16 protein-coding genes are annotated in these 20,045 nt (G+C 64.1%); 7 read left to right on the top strand and 9 right to left on the bottom strand.

The features are described 5' to 3' along the window. Position 1: 1 nt before the first annotated feature. The 5 genes from AWB81_RS17545 to AWB81_RS17525 are packed head-to-tail and all read right to left on the bottom strand — an operon-like array spanning position 2 to position 6,863. Positions 2 to 1,918 carry a (Fe-S)-binding protein gene (locus AWB81_RS17545; RefSeq protein ID WP_062637597.1) on the bottom strand — a complete coding sequence of 639 codons (1,917 nt, stop codon included), beginning with the start codon at positions 1,916 to 1,918 and terminating at the stop codon, positions 2 to 4. A 2-nt stretch (positions 1,919 to 1,920) separates the two neighbouring features. Then, positions 1,921 to 3,984, bottom strand: coding sequence for an NADH:flavin oxidoreductase (locus AWB81_RS17540; protein ID WP_062637595.1), 2,064 nt, complete (start codon positions 3,982 to 3,984; stop codon positions 1,921 to 1,923). 47 nt (positions 3,985 to 4,031) lie between these two features. Beyond that, positions 4,032 to 4,568, bottom strand: coding sequence for a DUF5943 domain-containing protein (locus AWB81_RS17535; protein WP_062637592.1), 537 nt, complete (start codon positions 4,566 to 4,568; stop codon positions 4,032 to 4,034). 29 nt (positions 4,569 to 4,597) lie between these two features. Beyond that, a complete protein-coding gene (locus tag AWB81_RS17530; RefSeq protein ID WP_062637590.1) occupies positions 4,598 to 5,569 on the bottom strand; it encodes a dipeptidase in 972 nt (323 codons plus the stop codon). A gap of 19 nt (positions 5,570 to 5,588) precedes the next feature. Next, positions 5,589 to 6,863, bottom strand: coding sequence for a serine hydroxymethyltransferase (locus AWB81_RS17525; RefSeq protein ID WP_062637588.1), 1,275 nt, complete (start codon positions 6,861 to 6,863; stop codon positions 5,589 to 5,591). Positions 6,864 to 7,277: 414 nt separating this feature from the next. Between AWB81_RS17525 and AWB81_RS17520 the strand changes: the two genes are divergently transcribed. After that, positions 7,278 to 8,273, top strand: coding sequence for a GlxA family transcriptional regulator (locus AWB81_RS17520; RefSeq protein ID WP_062637586.1), 996 nt, complete (start codon positions 7,278 to 7,280; stop codon positions 8,271 to 8,273). A gap of 63 nt (positions 8,274 to 8,336) precedes the next feature. On the opposite strand, the gene AWB81_RS17515 is transcribed toward AWB81_RS17520, so the two are convergent. Next, positions 8,337 to 9,536 carry a glycosyltransferase gene (locus tag AWB81_RS17515; RefSeq protein WP_087135042.1) on the bottom strand — a complete coding sequence of 400 codons (1,200 nt, stop codon included), beginning with the start codon at positions 9,534 to 9,536 and terminating at the stop codon, positions 8,337 to 8,339. Positions 9,537 to 10,008: 472 nt separating this feature from the next. Between AWB81_RS17515 and ispH the strand changes: the two genes are divergently transcribed. From ispH to AWB81_RS17495, 3 genes are all read left to right on the top strand, one after another. Further along, positions 10,009 to 10,971 (top strand): 4-hydroxy-3-methylbut-2-enyl diphosphate reductase, encoded by a 963-nt coding sequence (ispH, locus tag AWB81_RS17510; RefSeq protein ID WP_062637582.1) that lies wholly within the window; start codon positions 10,009 to 10,011, stop codon positions 10,969 to 10,971. An 11-nt stretch (positions 10,972 to 10,982) separates the two neighbouring features. Beyond that, the gene (hpnH, locus tag AWB81_RS17505) at positions 10,983 to 12,137 is read left to right on the top strand and encodes an adenosyl-hopene transferase HpnH (RefSeq protein ID WP_062637580.1); all 1,155 of its coding nucleotides are present in this window, start codon (positions 10,983 to 10,985) and stop codon (positions 12,135 to 12,137) included. A gap of 192 nt (positions 12,138 to 12,329) precedes the next feature. After that, positions 12,330 to 12,581, top strand: a complete 252-nt coding sequence (locus tag AWB81_RS17495; protein WP_062637576.1) for a hypothetical protein — start codon at positions 12,330 to 12,332, stop codon at positions 12,579 to 12,581. 96 nt (positions 12,582 to 12,677) lie between these two features. On the opposite strand, the gene AWB81_RS17490 is transcribed toward AWB81_RS17495, so the two are convergent. Both AWB81_RS17490 and AWB81_RS17485 read right to left on the bottom strand, forming a co-directional pair. Then, complete coding sequence (locus tag AWB81_RS17490; protein ID WP_062637574.1) at positions 12,678 to 12,872, bottom strand: YbdD/YjiX family protein; 195 nt, start codon at positions 12,870 to 12,872, stop codon at positions 12,678 to 12,680. Between the two features lie 64 nt (positions 12,873 to 12,936). Continuing rightward, positions 12,937 to 15,027, bottom strand: coding sequence for a carbon starvation CstA family protein (locus AWB81_RS17485; protein WP_062637572.1), 2,091 nt, complete (start codon positions 15,025 to 15,027; stop codon positions 12,937 to 12,939). 186 nt (positions 15,028 to 15,213) lie between these two features. Between AWB81_RS17485 and AWB81_RS17480 the strand changes: the two genes are divergently transcribed. Both AWB81_RS17480 and AWB81_RS17475 read left to right on the top strand, forming a co-directional pair. Continuing rightward, a complete protein-coding gene (locus tag AWB81_RS17480) occupies positions 15,214 to 16,635 on the top strand; it encodes a cache domain-containing protein (RefSeq protein ID WP_062637569.1) in 1,422 nt (473 codons plus the stop codon). Beyond that, positions 16,625 to 17,263 carry a response regulator gene (locus tag AWB81_RS17475; RefSeq protein ID WP_062637567.1) on the top strand — a complete coding sequence of 213 codons (639 nt, stop codon included), beginning with the start codon at positions 16,625 to 16,627 and terminating at the stop codon, positions 17,261 to 17,263. The genes AWB81_RS17480 and AWB81_RS17475 overlap by 11 nt, the downstream gene beginning before the upstream one ends. A gap of 13 nt (positions 17,264 to 17,276) precedes the next feature. Here the strand turns inward: AWB81_RS17475 and AWB81_RS17470 are convergent, their stop codons facing one another. Beyond that, positions 17,277 to 17,891, bottom strand: a complete 615-nt coding sequence (locus AWB81_RS17470; protein WP_062637565.1) for an MlaC/ttg2D family ABC transporter substrate-binding protein — start codon at positions 17,889 to 17,891, stop codon at positions 17,277 to 17,279. 261 nt (positions 17,892 to 18,152) lie between these two features. On the opposite strand from AWB81_RS17470, the gene AWB81_RS17465 reads away from it, so the two are divergent. Further along, positions 18,153 to 20,045 (top strand): MMPL family transporter (locus AWB81_RS17465; protein ID WP_062637563.1); only part of this gene is annotated, 1,893 nt, incomplete at its 3' end.

The following is a 20,045-nucleotide window of genomic DNA, read 5'->3' as shown; positions in this document are numbered from 1 at the left end:
CTTACTCCAGCGCCGCTGCAACGAGTTCCGCCACGTCGAGCACTTCCGGACGCGGGCCCACGACGCCTTCGAGCATCGCCGTGCAGTTCGGGCAGCCGACCGCGACGATCTCCGCGTCGATGGCGCGTGCGTCGGCGATACGGATGTCGGGAATGCGCTGCTTGCCGGGGATGTCGGTGAGCGGCGCTCCGCCACCGCCGCCGCAGCAGCGACCGCGCATGCCGTGCCGTTCCATCTCGACCACCTTGATGCCGATGGTCTTCAGCAGCTTGCGTGGCGCTTCCGTCTCGCCGTTGTAACGGCCCAGGTAGCAGGGATCGTGATACGTGATCTTCTTCTCGGCGAGCGCGGCGGCAACACGCGGTGAAAGCTTGCCGCTCGCGACGATCTCCGCGATCAGCGACGTGTGATGCTGCACGTCGTAAAAGCCGCCAAGCGCGCGATACTCGTTGCGCAGGCTGTGCATCACGTGCGGATCGGCGGTCACGATCTTGCCGAACGAGTACTGCGAGAGCGTGCCGATCAGTTGCTTCGCGAGCTGCTGGAAGGTGGCTTCATCGCCGAGACGACGGGCCGTGTCGCCCGTGTCGGTCTCCACGCCGCCGAGCACCGCATAGTCGATTCCCGCCTTGTTCAGCACCTTGACGAGCGCTCGCAGCGTGCGCTGATAGCGCATGTCGAACGCACCCTCGCCCGCGATCAGCAGCACATCGACATGACGTCCCGGCTGCGCGACCTGCACCTGCAGGTCCACCGCCCAGTCATAGCGCGCGCCGATGTCGTACCCGTTCGCGCTGCCCGTCTCTCTCAGGTTCGCAAGCGTGATCGGTCCCTTGCCAGGCACGACGCCCTCGACGAGCGTCTGGTTGCGACGCATGTCGACGATCGCATCGACGTGCTCGATCAGCATCGGGCACTCCTGCACGCAGGCGCGGCAGGTGGTGCAGGACCAGATCGTGTCCGCTTCGATCAGGCTCGAAATCAGCGGCTTGCCCGGCGCACCGCCATGACGGCCGACCGGAATGCCGGGCGTCGGGCTGCCTGCGTAGGCCGCGTCCGTTCCGCCGACCATGCCCGTCACGAGATCCTGGATCAGCTTCTTCGGATTGAGCGGCTGGCCCGATGCGAACGCGGGGCACGCGGCTTCGCATTTGCCGCATTGCACGCACGCATCGAAGCTCAGCAACTGGTTCCAGCGAAACTCCACCGGCTTGCCGACGCCGTATTCCTTTGCGTCGAGGACGGGCATCTTGAGCGCGGTCGGCGGCACGAGGTCGTTTGCATGGTCCTTGTTCGTGAAGCGCTCCTGACGCGGATGGAACGCGAGATGCAAGAGGCCCGCAGTCGCATGCTTCATCGGACCGCCGCGCGCCGCGCCGAAGGTCATGGTGAAGGCCCCGGCCGCGATCAGCAACGCGATGATGACCGCGAGCGCACCCGACATCGCGCCCGCCGGCAGCGCCACGAACAGCGCGAGGCCGAGCGCGAACGAACCGAGCAGCAGCGGCAGGCTGTCCCACGGACCGCGCGACAACCGCGCGGGCACGGCTTTGGCGCCATGCCGGCGACGCCACACGAACACCGCGCCGACCAGCATGATCAAGGACGCGAGAAAGATCGCCTTGTCGAGCCACGGCGAATAGATCGCGAGACCGTAGTTCACGAAGACGAGCGCCATCGCGAGGATCGCGCCGCCCGCGGTCGCGACGTGCGTCTTCGCGATATACGGATCGCGCGCGACCACATGATGCAGATCGACGAAATAGCGCTTCGGGATCGAAAGCAGGTTGGCCCAGCCGTAGGCACCCGCCGCGGTCGCGCGCCCTTCGCGCCAGTAAGCCGCGCGCCTGGCCACGGCAAACGCGAGGCCGGCGACCGAAACCCACAGCAAGACGGTGATGACAAACACGGGGCTCATCGTCAAAAGTCCTTGCAAAGACGCAGCGCGTCGTAGATCGCGCCGTGGATGTTGTGCATGGAGATGCAGTCGCCTACACGAAACAGCAGGAAGCGGCCATTGCCGAGCTCTTCCGCGAGCGACGGCTGCGGCTCGGACGCGAAGAGCTTCTGCACGTCGACTTGTCCGCGATTGAGCGACTCTGGCTTGAGCTTCCAGTAGAGTTCGTCGTTCGGCGTGCTGCCGTTCTCGATCACCACCTGATCGACCACGCGCTCTTCCTGCTCTTCCGTGTACTCGTTGCGAAGTACGGCGATCTTCTTGCCGTCTTCCTCGTACACCTTGTCGAGCCAGTAGTTCGGCGTGTGGATCACACCCTGCGCATAAAGCCGTCGATAGAAAATGGGGAACGTCGTGCCGCCGACGTCGTCCGCGACCTTCACGTCCGGCGTGACGATCTCGACATTCGCCCCCCGGCTCGACATGAAGTCCGCGACGCCGGCGCCGGCATGCGTGCTGACTCCATCGTAGACGAGCACGTTCTTGCCCGGCTCGACCTTGCCCGAGAGCACGTCCCACGAACTCACGGCGAGCCCTTCCTCGACGCCCCAAGCGGGAACTTGTTGCGTGAACGCCGAGCCGCCTGTCGCCAGCACGATGATGTCCGGCTTCTCGGCCATGATCATTTTGTCGTCGGCGGCGACACCCAGACGGCGATCGATGCCCAGGCGCTTCGTCTCCATGTCGAACCAGCGCACGATGCCCGCCATCTGCTCGCGCTGCGGCGCCTTTGCGGCGATCATGATCTGGCCGCCGACGTAGTCGTTCTTCTCGAACAGCACGACGTCATGCCCGCGCGACTTCGCCACGCGCGCCGCTTCGAGTCCCGCCGGACCCGCGCCGACCACGACCACCTTGCGCTTCGGCCCGCGCGTCTTTTCGATCACATGCGGCATCGTTTCTTCGCGCGAGGTCGCGGCGTTCTGCACGCACAGCACGTCAAGCCCGTTGTACTGGCGGTCGATGCAGTAGTTCGCGCCGACGCACTGCTTGATCTCGTCTTCGCGGCCATCGCGGATCTTGATGACCATGTGCGGGTCGGCGATCTGCGCGCGCGTCATGCCGACCAGATCGATCATGCCGCTCGCGAGCAGACGCTCGGCCTGACCTGCATCGCGGATGCTCTGCGCATGCATTACCGGCAGCTTCACCACCGACTTGATGCCGGCCGCGAGATGCACGAACGGCTCGGGCGGCAGCGCCATCGGCGGCATACAGTTCGCGAGGGTGTTGTGCGTGTCCGCGCCCGACCCGATCACGCCGACGTAGTCGATCAAACCCGACTCCGACATCGCCTGCGCAATCTCCTTCAACTGTTCGTGATCGAGGCCGTCTTCGTGGAATTCGTCGCCGCACATGCGCAGGCCGACGCAGAAGTCCGCGCCCACCGCTTCGCGCACGGCCTTCAATACTTCCGTGCCGAAGCGCAGGCGATTTTCGAGCGAGCCGCCCCATTCGTCGGTGCGGAAGTTCGTGCGCGGGCTCCAGAACTGGTCGATCAGATGCTGGTGCGCCGCCGAAATCTCGATGCCGTCCATGCCCGCATCCTTCACGCGCTTCGCGGCAGCCGCGAAGTCCGTGATGATGCGGCGAATCTCTTCCACTTCGATGATCTTCGCGTTGCCGCGGTGCACCGGCTCACGCACGCCCGAAGGCGACATCAGATGAGGCCAGCTCTCGCCATGCCATGCCGAGCGGCGCCCCATGTGCGTCGCCTGGATCATGATCTTCGCGCCATGGCGATGCATCGCTTCGGCAAGACGCGCAAGCGGATCGATGATCTTGTCGGTAGAGAGATTGACCGACTTCCACCAGCCTTGCGGGCTGTCGATCGAGACCGGGCTCGACCCGCCACACACGGCAAGCCCGACCCCGCCCTTCGCCTTCTCTTCGTAGTAGCGGATATAACGGTCGCCCGGCAAGCCGCCCGGTTCCGCATAGACCTCGGCGTGCGCGGTGCTGACGATGCGGTTGCGCAAGGTCAGCTTGTTCAGCGTGAGAGGCTTGAAAAGGTTGGGGTAACGCATCGCGATCGACCTCGGAATAGTTTGGCTTGGCAGCTGGCGCGTGTTCGCTACGACGCGAGCGGCGACACTTCGAACACGCAGTGGTCATGCCCTTCGGCGGCACACTGCGTTTCGACGGAATGCGAGCGCGGACCTTTCGTTGCTTCGGGCGCTGCCGTGTCGTTCACCCAGTCCATAGCGCCTGCAAACCAGCCCGCGAACATGTAGCAAAGCTTGCCCTCCTTGCCCGGCTGCGCGAGCACGAACGACGAGTGATGAAGTTCGATACGTGCGCGGGAAGACGAAGGATCGGCCTGGCTGATCGTGAAGAGGCCCCAGCCGCGTTGCGACAGGCGGTTCAGGTAATGCTCGAACACGGCCATGCCCGCGATGCCGTGCTGCTTCGCTTCCTTGTCGCACCAGTGATACGCCGACTTGTAGCCGGCCTTGTAAAGAATCTCGGCATAGACGTCGCGCCCGAGCGCTTCTTCCACCGCCGTGTGGTTGTTCGTGAAGAAGTGGCGCGGCACGTAGAGCATCGGCAGCGCGTCGGTGGTCCAGACGCCAGTCTTCGGATCGACGTCGATGGGCAGTTGAGGTTGCATCGCAGGGTTCCTTGTTCTTTTGGTTGGCGTCAGACGTTCCAGACTTCGCCGAACACACGCATCCAGTTCTCGCCCATCACTTTCTTGATGCGCGACTCGCTCCAGCCCGCTCTTTCCATCGCGGCGGTCAGGTTCGGGAATTCGCCGATCGTGCGAATGCCTTCCGGATTCACGACCTTGCCGAAGTTCGTCAGGCGGCGATAGCGGCCCTTGTCGTGCGTGATCCAGTCGAAGAACTCGGTGGAGTAGCCCTGCGTGAAGTCGGTGCCGATGCCCACCTTGTCTTCGCCGATGAGATCGACCACGTATTCGATGGCTTCAAGATAGTCCTCGACGTTCGCTTCGGCGCCGCGCTTCAGGAACGGCGCGAACATCGTCACGCCGACAAAGCCGTGTGCGTCGGCAATCTCCTTGAGTTGCTCGTCTGACTTGTTGCGCGGATGTTCCTTAAGGCCCGAAGGGCAGCAGTGCGAGTACGTGACCGGCTTCTTCGAGCAGGCGATTGCATCCGACGAAGTCTTGGCGCCGACGTGCGAGAGATCGACCAGGATGCCAACGCGGTTCATTTCCTGAATGACTTCGCGGCCGTAGCCGGACAGGCCGCCATCTGCTTCGTAGCAACCGGTGCCGACGAGGTTCTGCGTGTTGTAGCAGAGCTGCACCACGTTCACGCCGAGCTCCTTGAACACTTCGATATAGCCGAGGTTGTCCTCGAATGCGTACGAGTTCTGGAAGCCGAAGATGATGCCGGTCTTGTTCTCCTTCTTCGCGCGCAGGATGTCGTCGGTCGTGCGCACGAGCGTCAGGATCTCGCTGTATTCGCGGATCTGCTGCTTCATTTCCGCGATGTTGTCGATGGTCTTCTGGAAGTCCTCCCACACCGACACCGTGCAGTTGACGGCGGTGACGCCGCCCTTTCGCATGTCCTCGAACACGGAGCGCTCGAACTTCGAGATGTTCAGGCCGTCGATGATGATGCTGTTTTCGTGCAGGTTGCTCATCTGAATGCTCCAGGCGTTCTCAGTAGATGGGGAAGCGTTCGCACAGCGCGAAAATCTCGCGGCGCACGCGCTGTTCGGTGGCGGCATGACCTTCCGGGTTGTCGCGCAATGAATCGAAGACCTCGACAATCAGGCGCCCGATGTCGCGGAATTCATTCACGCCAAAGCCGCGCGTCGTGCCCGCCGGCGTGCCGAGGCGAATGCCTGACGTGACCGTCGGCTTCTCGGTATCGAACGGAATGCCGTTCTTGTTGCATGTGATGCCCGCACGCTCCAGCGCCTGCTCGACCTGATTGCCCTTCAAACCCTTCGGACGCAGGTCGACGAGGAGCAGATGGTTGTCGGTGCCGCCCGTCACGAGATCGACGCCGCCTTGCTTCAGCACGTCGCCGAGCGCCTGTGCGTTGGCGAGCACATTGTCTATGTAGGTCTTGAAGTCCGGCCGCAGCGCTTCGCCGAACGCGACTGCCTTGCCCGCGATCACGTGCATCAGCGGGCCGCCTTGCAGGCCGGGGAACACGGCGGAATTGATCTTCTTCGCGATGTCTTCGTCGTTGGTCAGCACGAAGCCGCCGCGCGGGCCGCGCAGGGTCTTGTGCGTCGTGGACGTCACGACGTGCGCATGATCGACCGGATTGTCGTGGCGGCCCGCCGCGATGATGCCGGCGATGTGCGCCATGTCGACCATGAGCTTCGCGCCGACGCTGTCCGCGATGGAACGCAGGCGCGCGAAGTCGAGCTTGCGCGGATACGCGGAGAAACCCGCGATCAGGAGCGACGGCTTGTGCTGTTGCGCGAGTTCTTCGATCTGTTCGTAATCGATCAGCATCGTTTCGCGATTCACGCCGTACTGGACCGCGTTGAACCACTTGCCGGAGAGCGCGGGCTTCGCGCCGTGCGTGAGGTGGCCGCCGGCGTCGAGCGACATGCCGAGGATCGTATCGCCCGGTTTGGCGAGCGCGAGCATGACGGCGCCGTTGGCTTGCGCGCCCGAATGCGGCTGCACGTTCGCGAACTTCGCGTTGAAGAGCTGCTTGATGCGGTCGATGGCGAGCGCTTCGATTTCGTCGACGAATTCGCAGCCGCCGTAATAGCGCTTGCCCGGATAACCTTCGGCATACTTGTTGGTCAGCACCGAACCCTGTGCTTCGAGCACCGCGCGCGACACGATGTTTTCCGACGCGATCAGTTCGACTTGCGACTGCTGGCGCTCGAGTTCTTTCAGTACGGCGCCGCGCACGAGGGCGTCGCGCGTCGCCAGCGACTCTTCAAAGAAAGGATTCGGATTCGACATTGTGAGGTCCGTGGGTCAAGGAAATGGAACGATTCCGAGGCGCCGGGGACCGGCCCGGCTGGCCGTCCTTTACTGCGCTTCGATGGGTCTATTCTTGTCTCACGTCCTTCAAGTCAATTTACGAATTCAGACGCGTTCTTGGCCTTTTCCGACATGCGCGTCTTTTTTCGACAAGTGGCGTCGCGCGATTTGAGGTAGCCGGTGTGCGTGCTGCACTGCGGCAGAGCGCGGATGCTTGTCCAGCGGGCGCCTCAACCCGTTTCCGGTGCGGCCGTCGCGCCTCCGTGGGGCACGGCAAATGAACGGCTCAGGGTTTAGCCTTATGGCATGGTAGTTGCACTAGTAATCAAAATGAACAAGCCGTCGCTCCCCACGCCGGCGTCAAACTATAGATTCGAAGGAATCACCGTCCCCATGTCCCCCGATCGCACGGCGTCGCTGTCGCATTTCGTATTCATGCCGCTCCCCAACTTCACGATGATCGCGTTCACCAACGCTATCGAAGTGTTGCGCATGGCGAACTATCTGACAGGGCAACCGCTTTACCGCTGGTCGATCGTCAGTCCTGATGGCGGACCGGTCACGGCGAGCAACGGCTTGTCCGTCGATACGGGACCGGTCGAATGCGTCGGCCAGCCGGACATCGTGTTCGTGGTCGGCGGCATCGACGTGCAGCGCGAGACCACGCCGGCGCATCTTGTGGCACTGCGCCGCTTCGCGCGGCTCGGCAGCGTGCTCGGGAGCCTTTGCACCGGAACCTACGCGCTTGCGCGCGCCGGACTGCTTGCGGGCTACGCGTGCGCAATCCATTGGGAAAACATGTCCGCGCTCAAGGAGGAGTTTCCGGACACGCGGTTTCTGAAGGAGTTGTTCGTCGTCGATCGCGATCGTGTGACTTGCACGGGCGGCGTCGCGCCGCTCGACATGATGCTTAACCTGATTGCCGCGCGCGTCGGCACCGCGCGCGTGACGCAGATTGCGGAGCAGTTCATCGTCGAGCATGTTCGTGACACCAATGCGCAGCAACGCATGCCGCTCGTGGCGCGATTAGGGTCGGCGAACAAATCGCTCTTCGAGGTGATCTCGCTGATGGAGAACAACATCGAAGAGCCTTTGTCGCGGGAAGAACTCGCGCGGCTCGCGGGGATGTCGCAAAGGCAGTTGCAGCGGCTCTTTCGCGAGCATCTCGGCATGACGCCGACGCATTACTATCTGACGCTACGGTTGAGGCGCGCGCGGGAGTTGCTGCTTCAGACCGATATGTCGATCATGCACATCACCATGGCTTGCGGTTTTCAGTCCGCATGTCATTTTTCTAAAAGCTATCGTGATGCGTTTGGGACGGCGCCCACCAGAGAGCGCCGCAAACAGGCGCCTTCGCTGGCTGCTGTGCCGGTGATGGTCGCTTGAGTTTCGCTGGTGCTAGCGGTGGGTCGCTCGACACCGCCTGATGTTTAAAAACCAACCCATCCGCTAAGACCCTTTCCCCGGCGCCTGCACCCGCGCCTTCCACTGTCCGCCTTTGCCGCGCCAGAACCTCACGGCCGACCCGACGGTCGCACTCACGTAGAACAGCGCAACGACCGGCAAAATGGGCGCCCACAACAACGACCTGCGGTAGTACCGCAGCATCGGTGCATACGCGATGCACATCAACGCCCACGCCGCGCAGGCCGGCCACGCGCGAGGTCCGAGCCATAGCGCCAGCACCGGCGGCACGATATAGATCACCACCATCCCGAGCACGGTCCCCGCGAGCAGCCACGGCGAATACCGCAACTGCGTGAACGCCGTGCGCGCAATCATGTTCCAGATCTGGCGCCAGTCGTCGTAGGGACGCAGCGACTCACTACGCTCCGCAAGATCCAGCCGGATCGGCCGCGCCTCGCCGCGCCCGTCGCCATGCTTCAGGCGCGCAGCAAGACTGCAATCGTCGATCAGTTCCGCCCGGATCGATTCGATCCCGCCCGCCTCTTCCAGCGCGCTACGCCGCACCATCATGCAGCCACCCGCCGCGCCAGCGGTCGGCTTCCTCACGTCGCTCACCCACGAAAACGGATACAGCTTTGCAAAGAAAAACACGAACGCCGGAATCAGCGCCTTCTCCCACAGCGAATCGCAACGCAGCCGCACCATCAGCGACACCAGATCGCGGTCCTCCAGAATCGCCCGCGCGACGAGCTGCGTCGCGGCATCGGCAGGATGATGGATGTCGGCGTCGGTGAGGAGCAGGAACTCCGCGGGCAGGCCGAGCTTCTCGATAGCCTCGATACCCTGCGACTGCGCCCACACCTTGCCCGACCAGCCAGGCGGCAGCGGCGCAGCCGTCAGCACCGTCAGCCGATCCTCGAGGCCCAGTTCGCGGGCGGCGGACTGCGCGGCGTCGGCGGTTCCGTCGGCGCTGTGGTCATCGACGACGATCACGCGAAACGACCCCGCGTATTCCTGCTTGAGCAGCGAGCCGACCGCTCGTCCGATCACATCGGCTTCGTTGCGCGCCGGCACCACGGCGACGAGCGCCGGCCACGCGCCGTGCCGTGCGATCTCCGCCTTCCCGACCGCGTGCAAGGTGGTGTCCGAAAGCGGCGCGGCCGGCTGCACGCGCCAGAACCCGCCACGTGCGAAGACGAGGACGAGCCAGATGAGAAACGACGACCAGGCGATCAATAACATGAGGATGAGCCTTCGACAAAATGCGCCTGCGCGCAACGGCCAGGACCTGGGCATCGCCCGGCTGCAGGCACGCTCACGCAGCGCAACCGCGAAGATTTGGCTACAACAAACGGCACGGCGGCCGAAAACGCCGCCCGCATTCGTTCAGAACCGCCAGAATCGACGCGCAGGATGTATGACGAAAAGCCGGCCAGCGCCGGAACGCCGGACAGTTTACTGGGTTCTGCGGATCGCAGTAATTTGATCTATTTCGCGACTCGCCGCGTCATAAGCGGGTAACAAGCATCCAAAAAGCGAACGCGTTAGAATACGCGGTCAACTTCGCCGCGAAGTTTGAAAGAATCGTTCCTTTATTACCGATCGTCTTTGTGAGTCCTCGAGCGTTTTGCTCGCCGGACGAGATGGACTCGAAAGGCCGTACGCCCCCGCGTCGGCTCACCCGAAACCCGCGCCAGTCGGAGTTCGCCCGAATATGCGTATCATCCTTGCTCAGCCCCGCGGCTTTTGTGCGGGCGTGGTCCGTGCGATCGAAATCGTCGATCGGGCCCTCGAACGGCATGGCGCGCCCGTCTACGTGCGCCACGAAATCGTTCACAATCGGCACGTCGTCGACAATTTGCGGAACAAAGGCGCGCGTTTCGTCGAGGAACTCGACGAAGTGCCGCACGGCGCTGTCGCGATCTTCAGCGCGCATGGCGTCGCGCAGGCCGTCGAGGCGGACGCTCAGGCGCGCGGCCTCGACGTGCTGGACGCAACCTGTCCGCTCGTGACGAAGGTCCACGTACAGGGCCGCCAGTATGTCTCGCAGGGCCGGACGCTGATCCTGATCGGCCACGCGGGGCACCCGGAAGTCGAAGGCACGATCGGCCAGATTCCCGGCAAGGTCGTGCTGGTGCAGAGCGAAGCCGAAGTAGCCACGCTCGAGTTGCCCGTCGACACGCCCGCTGCCTACGTCACGCAAACCACGCTCTCGGTGGACGACACGCGCGGCATCATCGACGCGCTGCAGCGCCGCTTCACCGATATCGTCGGCCCCGATACGCGCGACATCTGCTACGCGACGCAAAATCGGCAGGCCGCCGTGCGCGAACTGTCGAAGCAAGTGGACGTGCTGCTCGTGGTCGGCGCCACCAACAGTTCCAACTCGAATCGCCTGCGCGAGATCGGTGCCGAAACCGGCGTGCCGAGCTATCTCGTCGCGGACGGCTCGGAAGTGAAGCCGGAATGGTTTGCGAATGCGCAGACCGTCGGCATTACCGCGGGCGCTTCGGCACCCGAGGAAATGGTCAACCATGTCATCGACGCCTTGCGCGCGCTCGGTCACGTCGAAGTGTCGACGATGAGCGGCCGTGAAGAAAAGGTCGAATTCAAACTCCCCGCGAAACTGACGCAACCGCTCGCCGCGGTCGATGCGACGGCCGCGCGGGAAGAATAAGGAGCACCCAATTGTCTATTCCGATGCTGCAGAAAGTCCGGGTTGGCGCGTACATCGCGCGCCAGCATTTCATGCGCAACAAGCGTTATCCGCTCGCGCTGATGCTCGAACCGCTGTTCCGCTGCAATCTCGCCTGCAACGGCTGCGGCAAGATCGACTATCCGGACCCGATCCTGAATCAGCGTCTGTCGCTGGAAGAATGCCTCGGCGCCGTCGATGAATGCGGCGCGCCGGTCGTGTCGATCGCGGGCGGCGAACCGCTCCTGCACAAGGAAATGCCGCAGGTCGTGAAGGGCATCATCGCGCGCAAGAAGTTCGTGTATCTCTGCACGAACGCGCTTCTGATGGAAAAGAAGATGGACGACTACGAGCCCAGCCCGTACTTCGTCTGGTCGGTCCACCTCGACGGCGACAGGCAGACGCACGACCATTCGGTCTCGCAGGACGGCGTGTACGACAAGGCCGTCAACGCGATCAAGGAAGCGAAGCGCCGCGGCTTTCGCGTGAACATCAACTGCACGCTCTTCAACGATGCGAATCCGGAACGCGTGGCCGCGTTCTTCGATACGCTCGGGCCGATGGGCGTCGACGGCATCACGGTGTCGCCGGGCTACGCGTACGAGCGCGCGCCGGACCAGCAGCACTTCCTGAACCGCGACAAGACGAAGACGCTCTTCCGCGAAATCTTCAAGCGCGGCAACAACGGCAAGAACTGGTCGTTCAGCCAGTCGGGCATGTTCCTCGACTTCCTCGCGGGCAACCAGACGTATCAGTGCACGCCCTGGGGCAACCCGGCGCGCACGGTGTTCGGCTGGCAGCGTCCGTGCTATCTGCTCGGCGAAGGGTATGCCAAGACCTTCAAGGAACTGATGGAAACGACCGAGTGGGAAAAGTACGGCACGGGCAACTACGAGAAGTGCGCGGACTGCATGGTGCACAGCGGTTTCGAAGCGACGGCGGTGATGGATACCGTGGCGCATCCGCTGAAGGCGCTCGGCGTGTCGCTGCGCGGACCGCGCACGGAAGGCGCGTACGCAAAGGAACTGCCGATCGACAAGCAGCGTCCGGCGGAATACGTGTTCTCGAAGCACGTCGAGATCAAGCTGGAAGAGATCGGCCGCGCGGGCAAGAACAAGGGCGCAAAGCAGACGGCGGCGGCGCACTGAGCTTCGTCACGATGCGATGAGATCGCGGGCAGATGAAGTCGCCTTTTGCGGCGGCTTCATCTGCCCGTTTGTTTTGGCGTCGCGGATCGACGATGCGACGCTTTCGTTTTGATGCTTTTTGTCGATGCGTCCGGGCGTCAGGCGCCGACCGATGTACGATTCGCGGCTCTGCGACAGGATGCACGGAAAGTCATGGCTCAATTCAACATACTGATCAACCTCGGCAAGGCCGATCTCGACGATTACTCGCTGCTCGGCAGGACGCTGCGCAAGCTCGGATTCAGCGAGACGAAGGCCGCGCAGGTGGGCGGCGATTTCCGGCTGCTGCCGGCGAGCTATCGGTATTCGAGCGAGGTCGAAGACATGACCGCCGTGCGCGACAAGGCGCTCAGGTCGGCGAAGAGTGTGTCGGCGAAGGCGGTGGTGCTGGTGTCGGAGGTTTGAGGCGCTTCCAGCTTGCCCGCTTCGCTCGCAGCATAAAAAAAGCGCGACGGCTTCCGCCGTCGCGCTTTTTCATTTCCAACGCAGAAAACTACTGCCTCAGCAGCACTTCCCCGCCCCCGACCCATACCGCGCTTCCTGCCTCTCGCGGAAAAATTCCTCATAGGTCATCACGGGCCGATCCGGATGTGTCGCCTGCATGTGCGAGACGTAGTTGTCGTAATCGGGCAAGCCTACCATCAGACGCATCGCCTGCCCGAGATACCGCCCTGCCTGTCGAAGATCGGTGAACATGGCTTTCTCCTGTCGGCCAAAGTTAGCGCTTACTCCGGCCCATGCAACTGGTTGCTTTCGAATCTCAGTGTCCCGAACGGATCGCGGCGCCCGTCGGCGTGCCGCCGGGCATTGCTTCGAACGGCGTTTCGCGCACGGTCGGACGCGTTTCGCGACGCGCGCGCATCACGGCCATCACACCATACACCACGATGGCCACCACCACGAAAATGAACAGCCCGGCCAGCGCGGCGTCGATGTAATCGTTGAAGATGATCCGTTTCATCTCATCCAGCGATTTCGCCGGCGCGACGATCTTGCCCGCATCGAACGCCTCGTTCAGCTTCGACGCATGCGCGAGGAAACCGACCTTCGGGTTTGCGTCGAAAATCTTCTGCCAGCCGGCCGTCATCGTGCAGATGAGAAGCCACACTGTCGGCACGACCGTCACCCACGCGAAACGCTCGCGCTTCATCTTGAACAGCACGACCGTTCCGAGCGTCAGCGCAATGCCCGCGAGCATCTGGTTCGAGATGCCAAAGAGCGGCCACAGCGTATTGATGCCGCCGAGCGGATCGATCACGCCCTGATACAGGAAGTAGCCCCAGGCCGCGACGCACAGGCCGGTGGCGATCAGGTTCGCCGGGAGCGATTCCGTGCGGCGCAGCGCCGGGTTGAACGTGCCGAGCAGGTCCTGCAGCATGAAGCGGCCCGCGCGCGTGCCGGCATCGACCGCCGTCAGGATGAAGAGCGCCTCGAACAGAATCGCGAAGTGGTACCAGAACGCCATCATCGCCGGGCCGCCGATCACCTGATGCAGGATCTGCGCCATGCCGACCGCCAGCGTCGGCGCGCCGCCCGCACGCGCGACGATCGTCGTCTCGCCGACCGCCTTCGCCGTGGACGTCAGCATGTCGGGCGTGAGCATGAAGCCCCAGCCCGTCACCGTCTGCGCGACTGCTTCGGGCGTCGTGCCGAGCACGGCCGCCGGGCTGTTCATCGCGAAGTAGATGCCCGGCTCGATCACCGACGCGGCGACCAGCGCCATGATCGCGACGAACGATTCCATCAGCATCGCGCCGTAGCCGATGAAGCGCATGTTGCTTTCGTTGTCGATCAGCTTGGGCGTCGTGCCCGACGAGATCAGCGCGTGGAAGCCCGACACCGCGCCGCACGCGATCGTGATGAAGAGGAACGGGAACAGGCTGCCCGACCAGACCGGGCCGGTGCCGTCGACGAACTTCGTGAACTGCGGCATCTTCAGTTCCGGCGCAACGATCAGGATGCCGATCGCGAGGCCGAGAATCGTGCCGATCTTGAGGAACGTCGAAAGGTAATCGCGCGGCGCGAGCAGCAGCCACACCGGCAGCACCGAAGCGACGAAGCCGTAGCCGATCAGGATCCACGTCAGCTGCGTGCCGGTGAACGTGAAGAACGGCGCGAGCGTCGCCGATTCCGCCACGTGCTGGCCGTACACGATCGCGAACATCAGGCCGAAGAAGCCGATGATCGACACCTCGCCGATCCGGCCCGGCCGGATATAGCGCGTGTAGATGCCCATGAAGATCGCTACCGGAATCGTCGCGGCCACCGTGAACGTGCCCCACGGCGAGCCCGTCAGCGCCTTCACGACGATCAGCGCGAGCACCGCGAGAATGATCACCATGATGAGGAACGCCCCGAACAGCGCGATCACGCCGGGCACGAGGCCCAGTTCCATCTTGACGAGGTCGCCCAGCGAACGGCCGTCGCGACGCGTCGAGATGAAGAGCACGACGAAATCCTGCACCGCGCCCGCGAATACGACGCCCGCGAGAATCCAGAGCATGCCGGGCGTGTAGCCCATCTGCGCGGCAAGCACCGGACCGACGAGCGGACCCGCGCCGGCAATCGCCGCGAAGTGGTGGCCGAACAGCACGTATTTATTGGTCGGAACGTAGTCGAGACCGTCGTTGTGGCGCACGGCCGGCGTCATGCGCAGACCGTCGAGTTGCAACACCTTGCTTGCGATGAAGCGCGAATAGAAACGGTAGGCGATGAGATACACGCAGACCGCGGCGATTACGACCCAGAGCGCGCTGATGCGCTCTCCATGCGCGAGTGCAATGGTGCCGAAAGAGAACGCGCCAAGTAGCGCGATCGCAATCCAGACCAGGAATCCGGAAGCCCGATTCATGGTGTCTCCTGTCTTTTAGTTTGAAGTTCCCGCCGTATCCGATTGACAAAGCGGACGTATTGCGCCAATGGCGCCATGGGCGTGTAGTATTCGCCTTCGCCGCAGCCCTTACAAGCGGACAACTACGTAAGCGAACTACGTAAAATTACGTAGGGGAGACGGGATGCACCGTCCATCAAGCTCGACATGAATCTCAAAGCCAAGATCTTTCTGCTCGCGATCGTGCCGTTCGCGCTTGCGATCGGCGGCATCCAGTACGGCGTGCGCCAGCAGGCCACAACGCTCGCGCAGTCGCAGCACGCGACGATGCAGTCCGCGTATATGTCGAGCAAGGAAATCGAACTGCGTCATTACGTGGAGATCGCGAAGAGTGCAATCGCGCCGTTCTACGATGCGCCCGTCGGCACGCCCGCCGAAGAAGAACGGCGCCAGAAACAGGCCCTCGACGCGCTGCAGCAACTCGATTTCGGCGCCGACGGCTATTTCTTCGCCTACACGATGCACGGCACTTCACTGATGCATCCGCGCCAGCCGGATCTCGTCGGCCGCGATCTGTGGGAAATGCGCGATCCGGCGGGCGCGCTCACCATCCAGAAGCTCGTCACCGAAGCATCGCGCGGCGGCGGCTACGTGCGCTACGTGTGGCGCCGGCCGTCGACGGGCAAGCTCGCGCCGAAGCTCGGCTATGTCGTGCCGCTCGAACGCTGGGGCTGGATGATCGGCACGGGCATTTATCTGGAGGATGTCGAGACGACCCTCGCGCGCATCGACGAACACGCGTCGGCGAACATCGAGCGCACCATGATGTGGATCGGCGCGATCGCGCTGGCCGCGCTCGGAGTGATCGCGGTGTGCGGCGCCGTGCTCAACATCAGCGAGCATCGCAGCGCCGACGTCAAGCTCAAGCGGCTCGCGCGGCAGGTGGTCGATTCGCAGGAACAGGAACGCGCGCGCCTTTCGCGCGAACTGCACGACGGCATCAGCCAGATGCTGGTGTCGGTGAAATTGCTGCTGGAGTCGGCGCTCGCGCGCTTCGAGCGCGGCGAAACGCGCGTGCCCGCCGCCGAAGCGGCGCTCTCGACCAGCCTCGGCCGCCTCGCCGACACGCTGCGCGAGGTGCGTCAGATCTCGCACGCGCTCCGTCCCGCGATGCTCGACGACCTCGGCCTCGCCGCCGCGCTCGAACAGCTTGCCCGCGAACTCGGGGAACAGGGCACGCTCGACGTGCGCTTCGAATCGGTGACGCGGGCGCCGGTGAGCGCGCGTCCCGCGCTGCCCGATGCGGTCAACACGGTGCTGTTTCGCATCGCGCAGGAAGCGCTCACGAACATCGTCCGGCACGCGCGGGCGACGCGCGCCCTGCTCACGCTCGACCTCACGCCGGACGCGGTGACGCTCACGATCGCGGACAATGGCGAAGGATTCGACGTCGATGCCGCGCTCGTCGATCCGCAGAGCGGCGTCGGCCTGCGCAACATGCGCGAGCGGCTCGATGCGCTCGGCGCGACGCTCTCGATTGCATCGCAGGTCGGGCGCACGGTGCTCGCCGCCAGGGTGCCGCTGCCGCTCGCCGTCCCCACATTGCAAGGATTGACCGATGACCACTAATCCTGCGCGCCTCGTGCTGATCGACGACCATCCGCTCGTGCGCGACGGCTTGCGCGCCCGGCTGGAGGCGGCGCCGCATCTCACCGTGATCGGCGAGGCGGGCAACGCGGCCGAGGCGCTCGCGCTCGCCGCCGACGAAACCAATCCGCCCGATCTCGCGCTGATGGACGTCGGCATGGCGGGAATGAGCGGGATCGAACTGGCGGCGCTTTTTCACGAGCGTTTTCCGGCGATTCGCGTGCTGATGCTGTCGATGCACGACAACGCGGAATACGTGACGCAGGCGGTACGGGCCGGCGCGAGCGGCTACGTGCTGAAGGATTCGCCGGCGACGGAAATCATCCACGCGATCGACGCCGTGTTGGCCGGCAAGACGTTTTTCAGCGCGAGCCTCGCGATGCGGATGATCCAGGCGCGGTCGGCCGAGACGCTGCTCGAGCGTCTGACGCCGCGCGAGCGCGATATTCTCGATGCCCTTGCCGAAGGTTTGTCGAGCAAGCAGATCGCGCAGCAGCATGGGTTGTCGGTGCGTACGGTGGAAACGCACCGGCTGAACCTGAAGCGCAAGCTCGATATCGACGGTCAGGCCGAACTGATCAAGTTCGCGGTGGAACACCGCCGGACCTGAACGCCAACGCGGCTTATTCGGAGCGCGCGTTGTGCTCCGTCAGGAACTTGATGAGGCCATCCACGCCGCCTTTCGACAACTGGCCTGCGAACTGCTGCTGGTAGACCTGGACGAGCCAGGCGCCCATCATGTCGATGTCGTAGATTTTCCAGCCCTGGGCGCCCTTGGCGAGGCGGTAGCGCACCGGATTGTCGCCGCCCGTGGAAATCACGTGGGATTCGACGACGACGTCCTTCGCGTTCGCGTCGACCTTGGGGGTGTCGAAGACGAACTTGACGTCCTGGTCGCGCAATTGCGCGAGCGACGAAGCGTAGGTGCGCACGAAGAGCTTCTGGAACTGCTCGTAGAGCTGCTTTTGCTGCTCGGGCGTGGCGGTGCTCCAGGCTTTGCCGACGGCGATGCGCGTCATGCGCTCGAAGTCGGTGGCGGGCACGAAGCGCGTCTCGACGAGCTGTGTGATCTTCGCCATGTCGCCGCCGCGGGCTTGCGGGTCGGCCTTCATGGCGTTGACCGTGCCTTCGACGGCAGTCTTCACGACCGAATCGGGGCTCGCCTGGGCGAAGGCCTCGCCCGAATGGAACAGCGAGGCGGCAAGAAAAGCGAAGCAAATAGACAGATAGCGTTTCATGGAACCCGTTCTCTATATTGGAAAGTTGAACGCGTGGGCTTGGGTTTTCAGCGCGGCGCGCCTTGTGGCAAGCCGGAATGCGCCGCGGCTGCAAGCCAGTATATCGACTCGCCCGCGCGCCGACAGTTCACCGGAGCGCTTCGTGCCCCGCCCGGTATACTTGCGCGGTTCCCGGCTGTGCGCGAGCGCGGATTTCGAAACGCGCAGATTTTGCCCAGCACAGCCCGCACTTAAAAAGTAGCACCAACGGTACCCGTCTTCATGCTGACGTCCCACCTCACCCGCCTCGTCACGATTTCCATTCGCCGGCCGGCGTGGATCATCGTCGTATCGCTGCTCCTCGCCGTGCTGAGCTCGATTTACGTCGTCCATCACTTCAGGATCAGCACCGACGTCAGCCAGCTGATCGAAACCGAGCCGGCGTGGGCCGCGCGCAGCCAGGCGATCGACCAGGCGTTCCCGCAGCGCGGCTCGACGCTGCTCGTGGTCGTAGAGGCAGAGGCGCCTGAATTCGCCGAAGCCGCCGCGAACGAACTCGCCGGCGCGCTCGCGAAGCATCCGGACCGCTTCAGGTCGGTATCGCAGCCTTCGGGCGGCGATTTCTTCGAGCACAACGGCCTGCTCTATCTGTCGGCCGACAAAGTCGCACAAACCACCGGGCAACTCACCCAGGCGCGGCCACTCATCAATGCGCTGGCGCACGACCCGTCGCTCACCGGCCTCGCGCAGACGCTCAACACGAGCCTGAACCTGCCGCTGCAACTGGGACAGGTGACGCTCGGGCAGATGTCGAACCTGCTGAACCAGAGCGCGACCGTGCTCGACCGCGTGCTGGCGAACCAGCCGGCCGCGTTCTCGTGGCGCAATCTCGCGGATTCGGCGGATTCGTCCGGTTCAGGCAGGCTCGCCTACGCATTCGTCACCTTGCAGCCGATGCTGGATTACAACGCGCTCGAAGCCGGCGCAGGCGCTTCCGACGCCGTCCGCGCCACCGCGAACGAGCTCGGCCTAGCGCAGAAATACGGCGCGGCGGTCCGGCTGACGGGCGCCCAGCCGCTCGCCGACGAGGAATTCGCTTCGGTCAAGGACGGCGCCGTGCTGAACGGCGTGGCGACCTTCATCGTCGTGCTGGTGATCCTGTGGCTCGCGCTGCGCTCGGGAAAAATGATCGTCGCGGTGTTCCTTACGGTGTTCGTCGGGCTCGCGATCACGGCCGCGCTCGGCCTGCTGATGGTTCACGCGCTCAACATGATCTCGGTCGCATTCATGGTGCTGTTCGTCGGCCTCGGCGTCGATTTCGGCATCCAGTTCGGCGTGCGCTATCGCGAGGAACGCCACCGGCACCGCCGGCTCGACGTCGCGCTCGCCGAAACCGCGCGGCACGTCGCCGTGCCGCTGACGCTCGCCGCTGCCGCCACGGCCGCGAGCTTCTTCTCGTTCCTGCCGACCGCCTATCGCGGCGTGTCCGAACTCGGGCTGATCGCGGGCGTCGGGATGATCGTCGCGTTCGTGACCAACATGACGCTCCTGCCGGCGCTCCTGAAGGTGTTCGCGCCGCCCGGCGAGCCGAGCGCGCCGGGCTTCCCGGCGCTCGCGCCCGTCGACGAATATCTCGACCGCAATCGCAAACCCGTGCTGATCGGCACGCTGATCGTCGTGATCGGCGCGCTGCCGCTGCTCCTGAACCTGCGCTTCGACTTCAATCCGCTGCATCTGAAGGACCCGCACACCGAATCGATGGAGACGCTGCTCGCGCTGAAGGACGCGCCCGAGGCGTCGGTCAACGATGTCGCCGTGCTCGCGCCGTCGCTCGCGGACGCGAAGGCGATCGGCGAGAAACTCGCGAAACTGCCCGAAGTCGGCCGCGTGACGACGCTCGACTCGCTGATCCCCGACGATCAGCCGAAGAACCTCGAACTGATCCGCGCGGCCGCCGCGCAGTTGCTCCCCGCGCTGAACCAGCCGGTCGCGGCGCCGGTCACGGACGCGGTGCGGGTCGCGGCGCTCAAACGCCTGTCGAACCAGTTGTCGCTCGCCGCCGACGAGCATCCGGGCCCGGGCGACGAGCAAGCGAAGCATCTGTCGAAGACACTCGCGAAGCTTGCGCAAGCCGACGCCGCCACCCGCGACCGCGCCGAGCACGCGATGGCCTGT

This window comes from Caballeronia arationis (genome assembly GCF_001544975.2).
Lineage (GTDB): Bacteria > Pseudomonadota > Gammaproteobacteria > Burkholderiales > Burkholderiaceae > Caballeronia > Caballeronia arationis.
The sequence above is the reverse complement of the archived record's forward strand: the minus strand, read 5'-3'. Positions and strand labels throughout refer to the sequence as shown.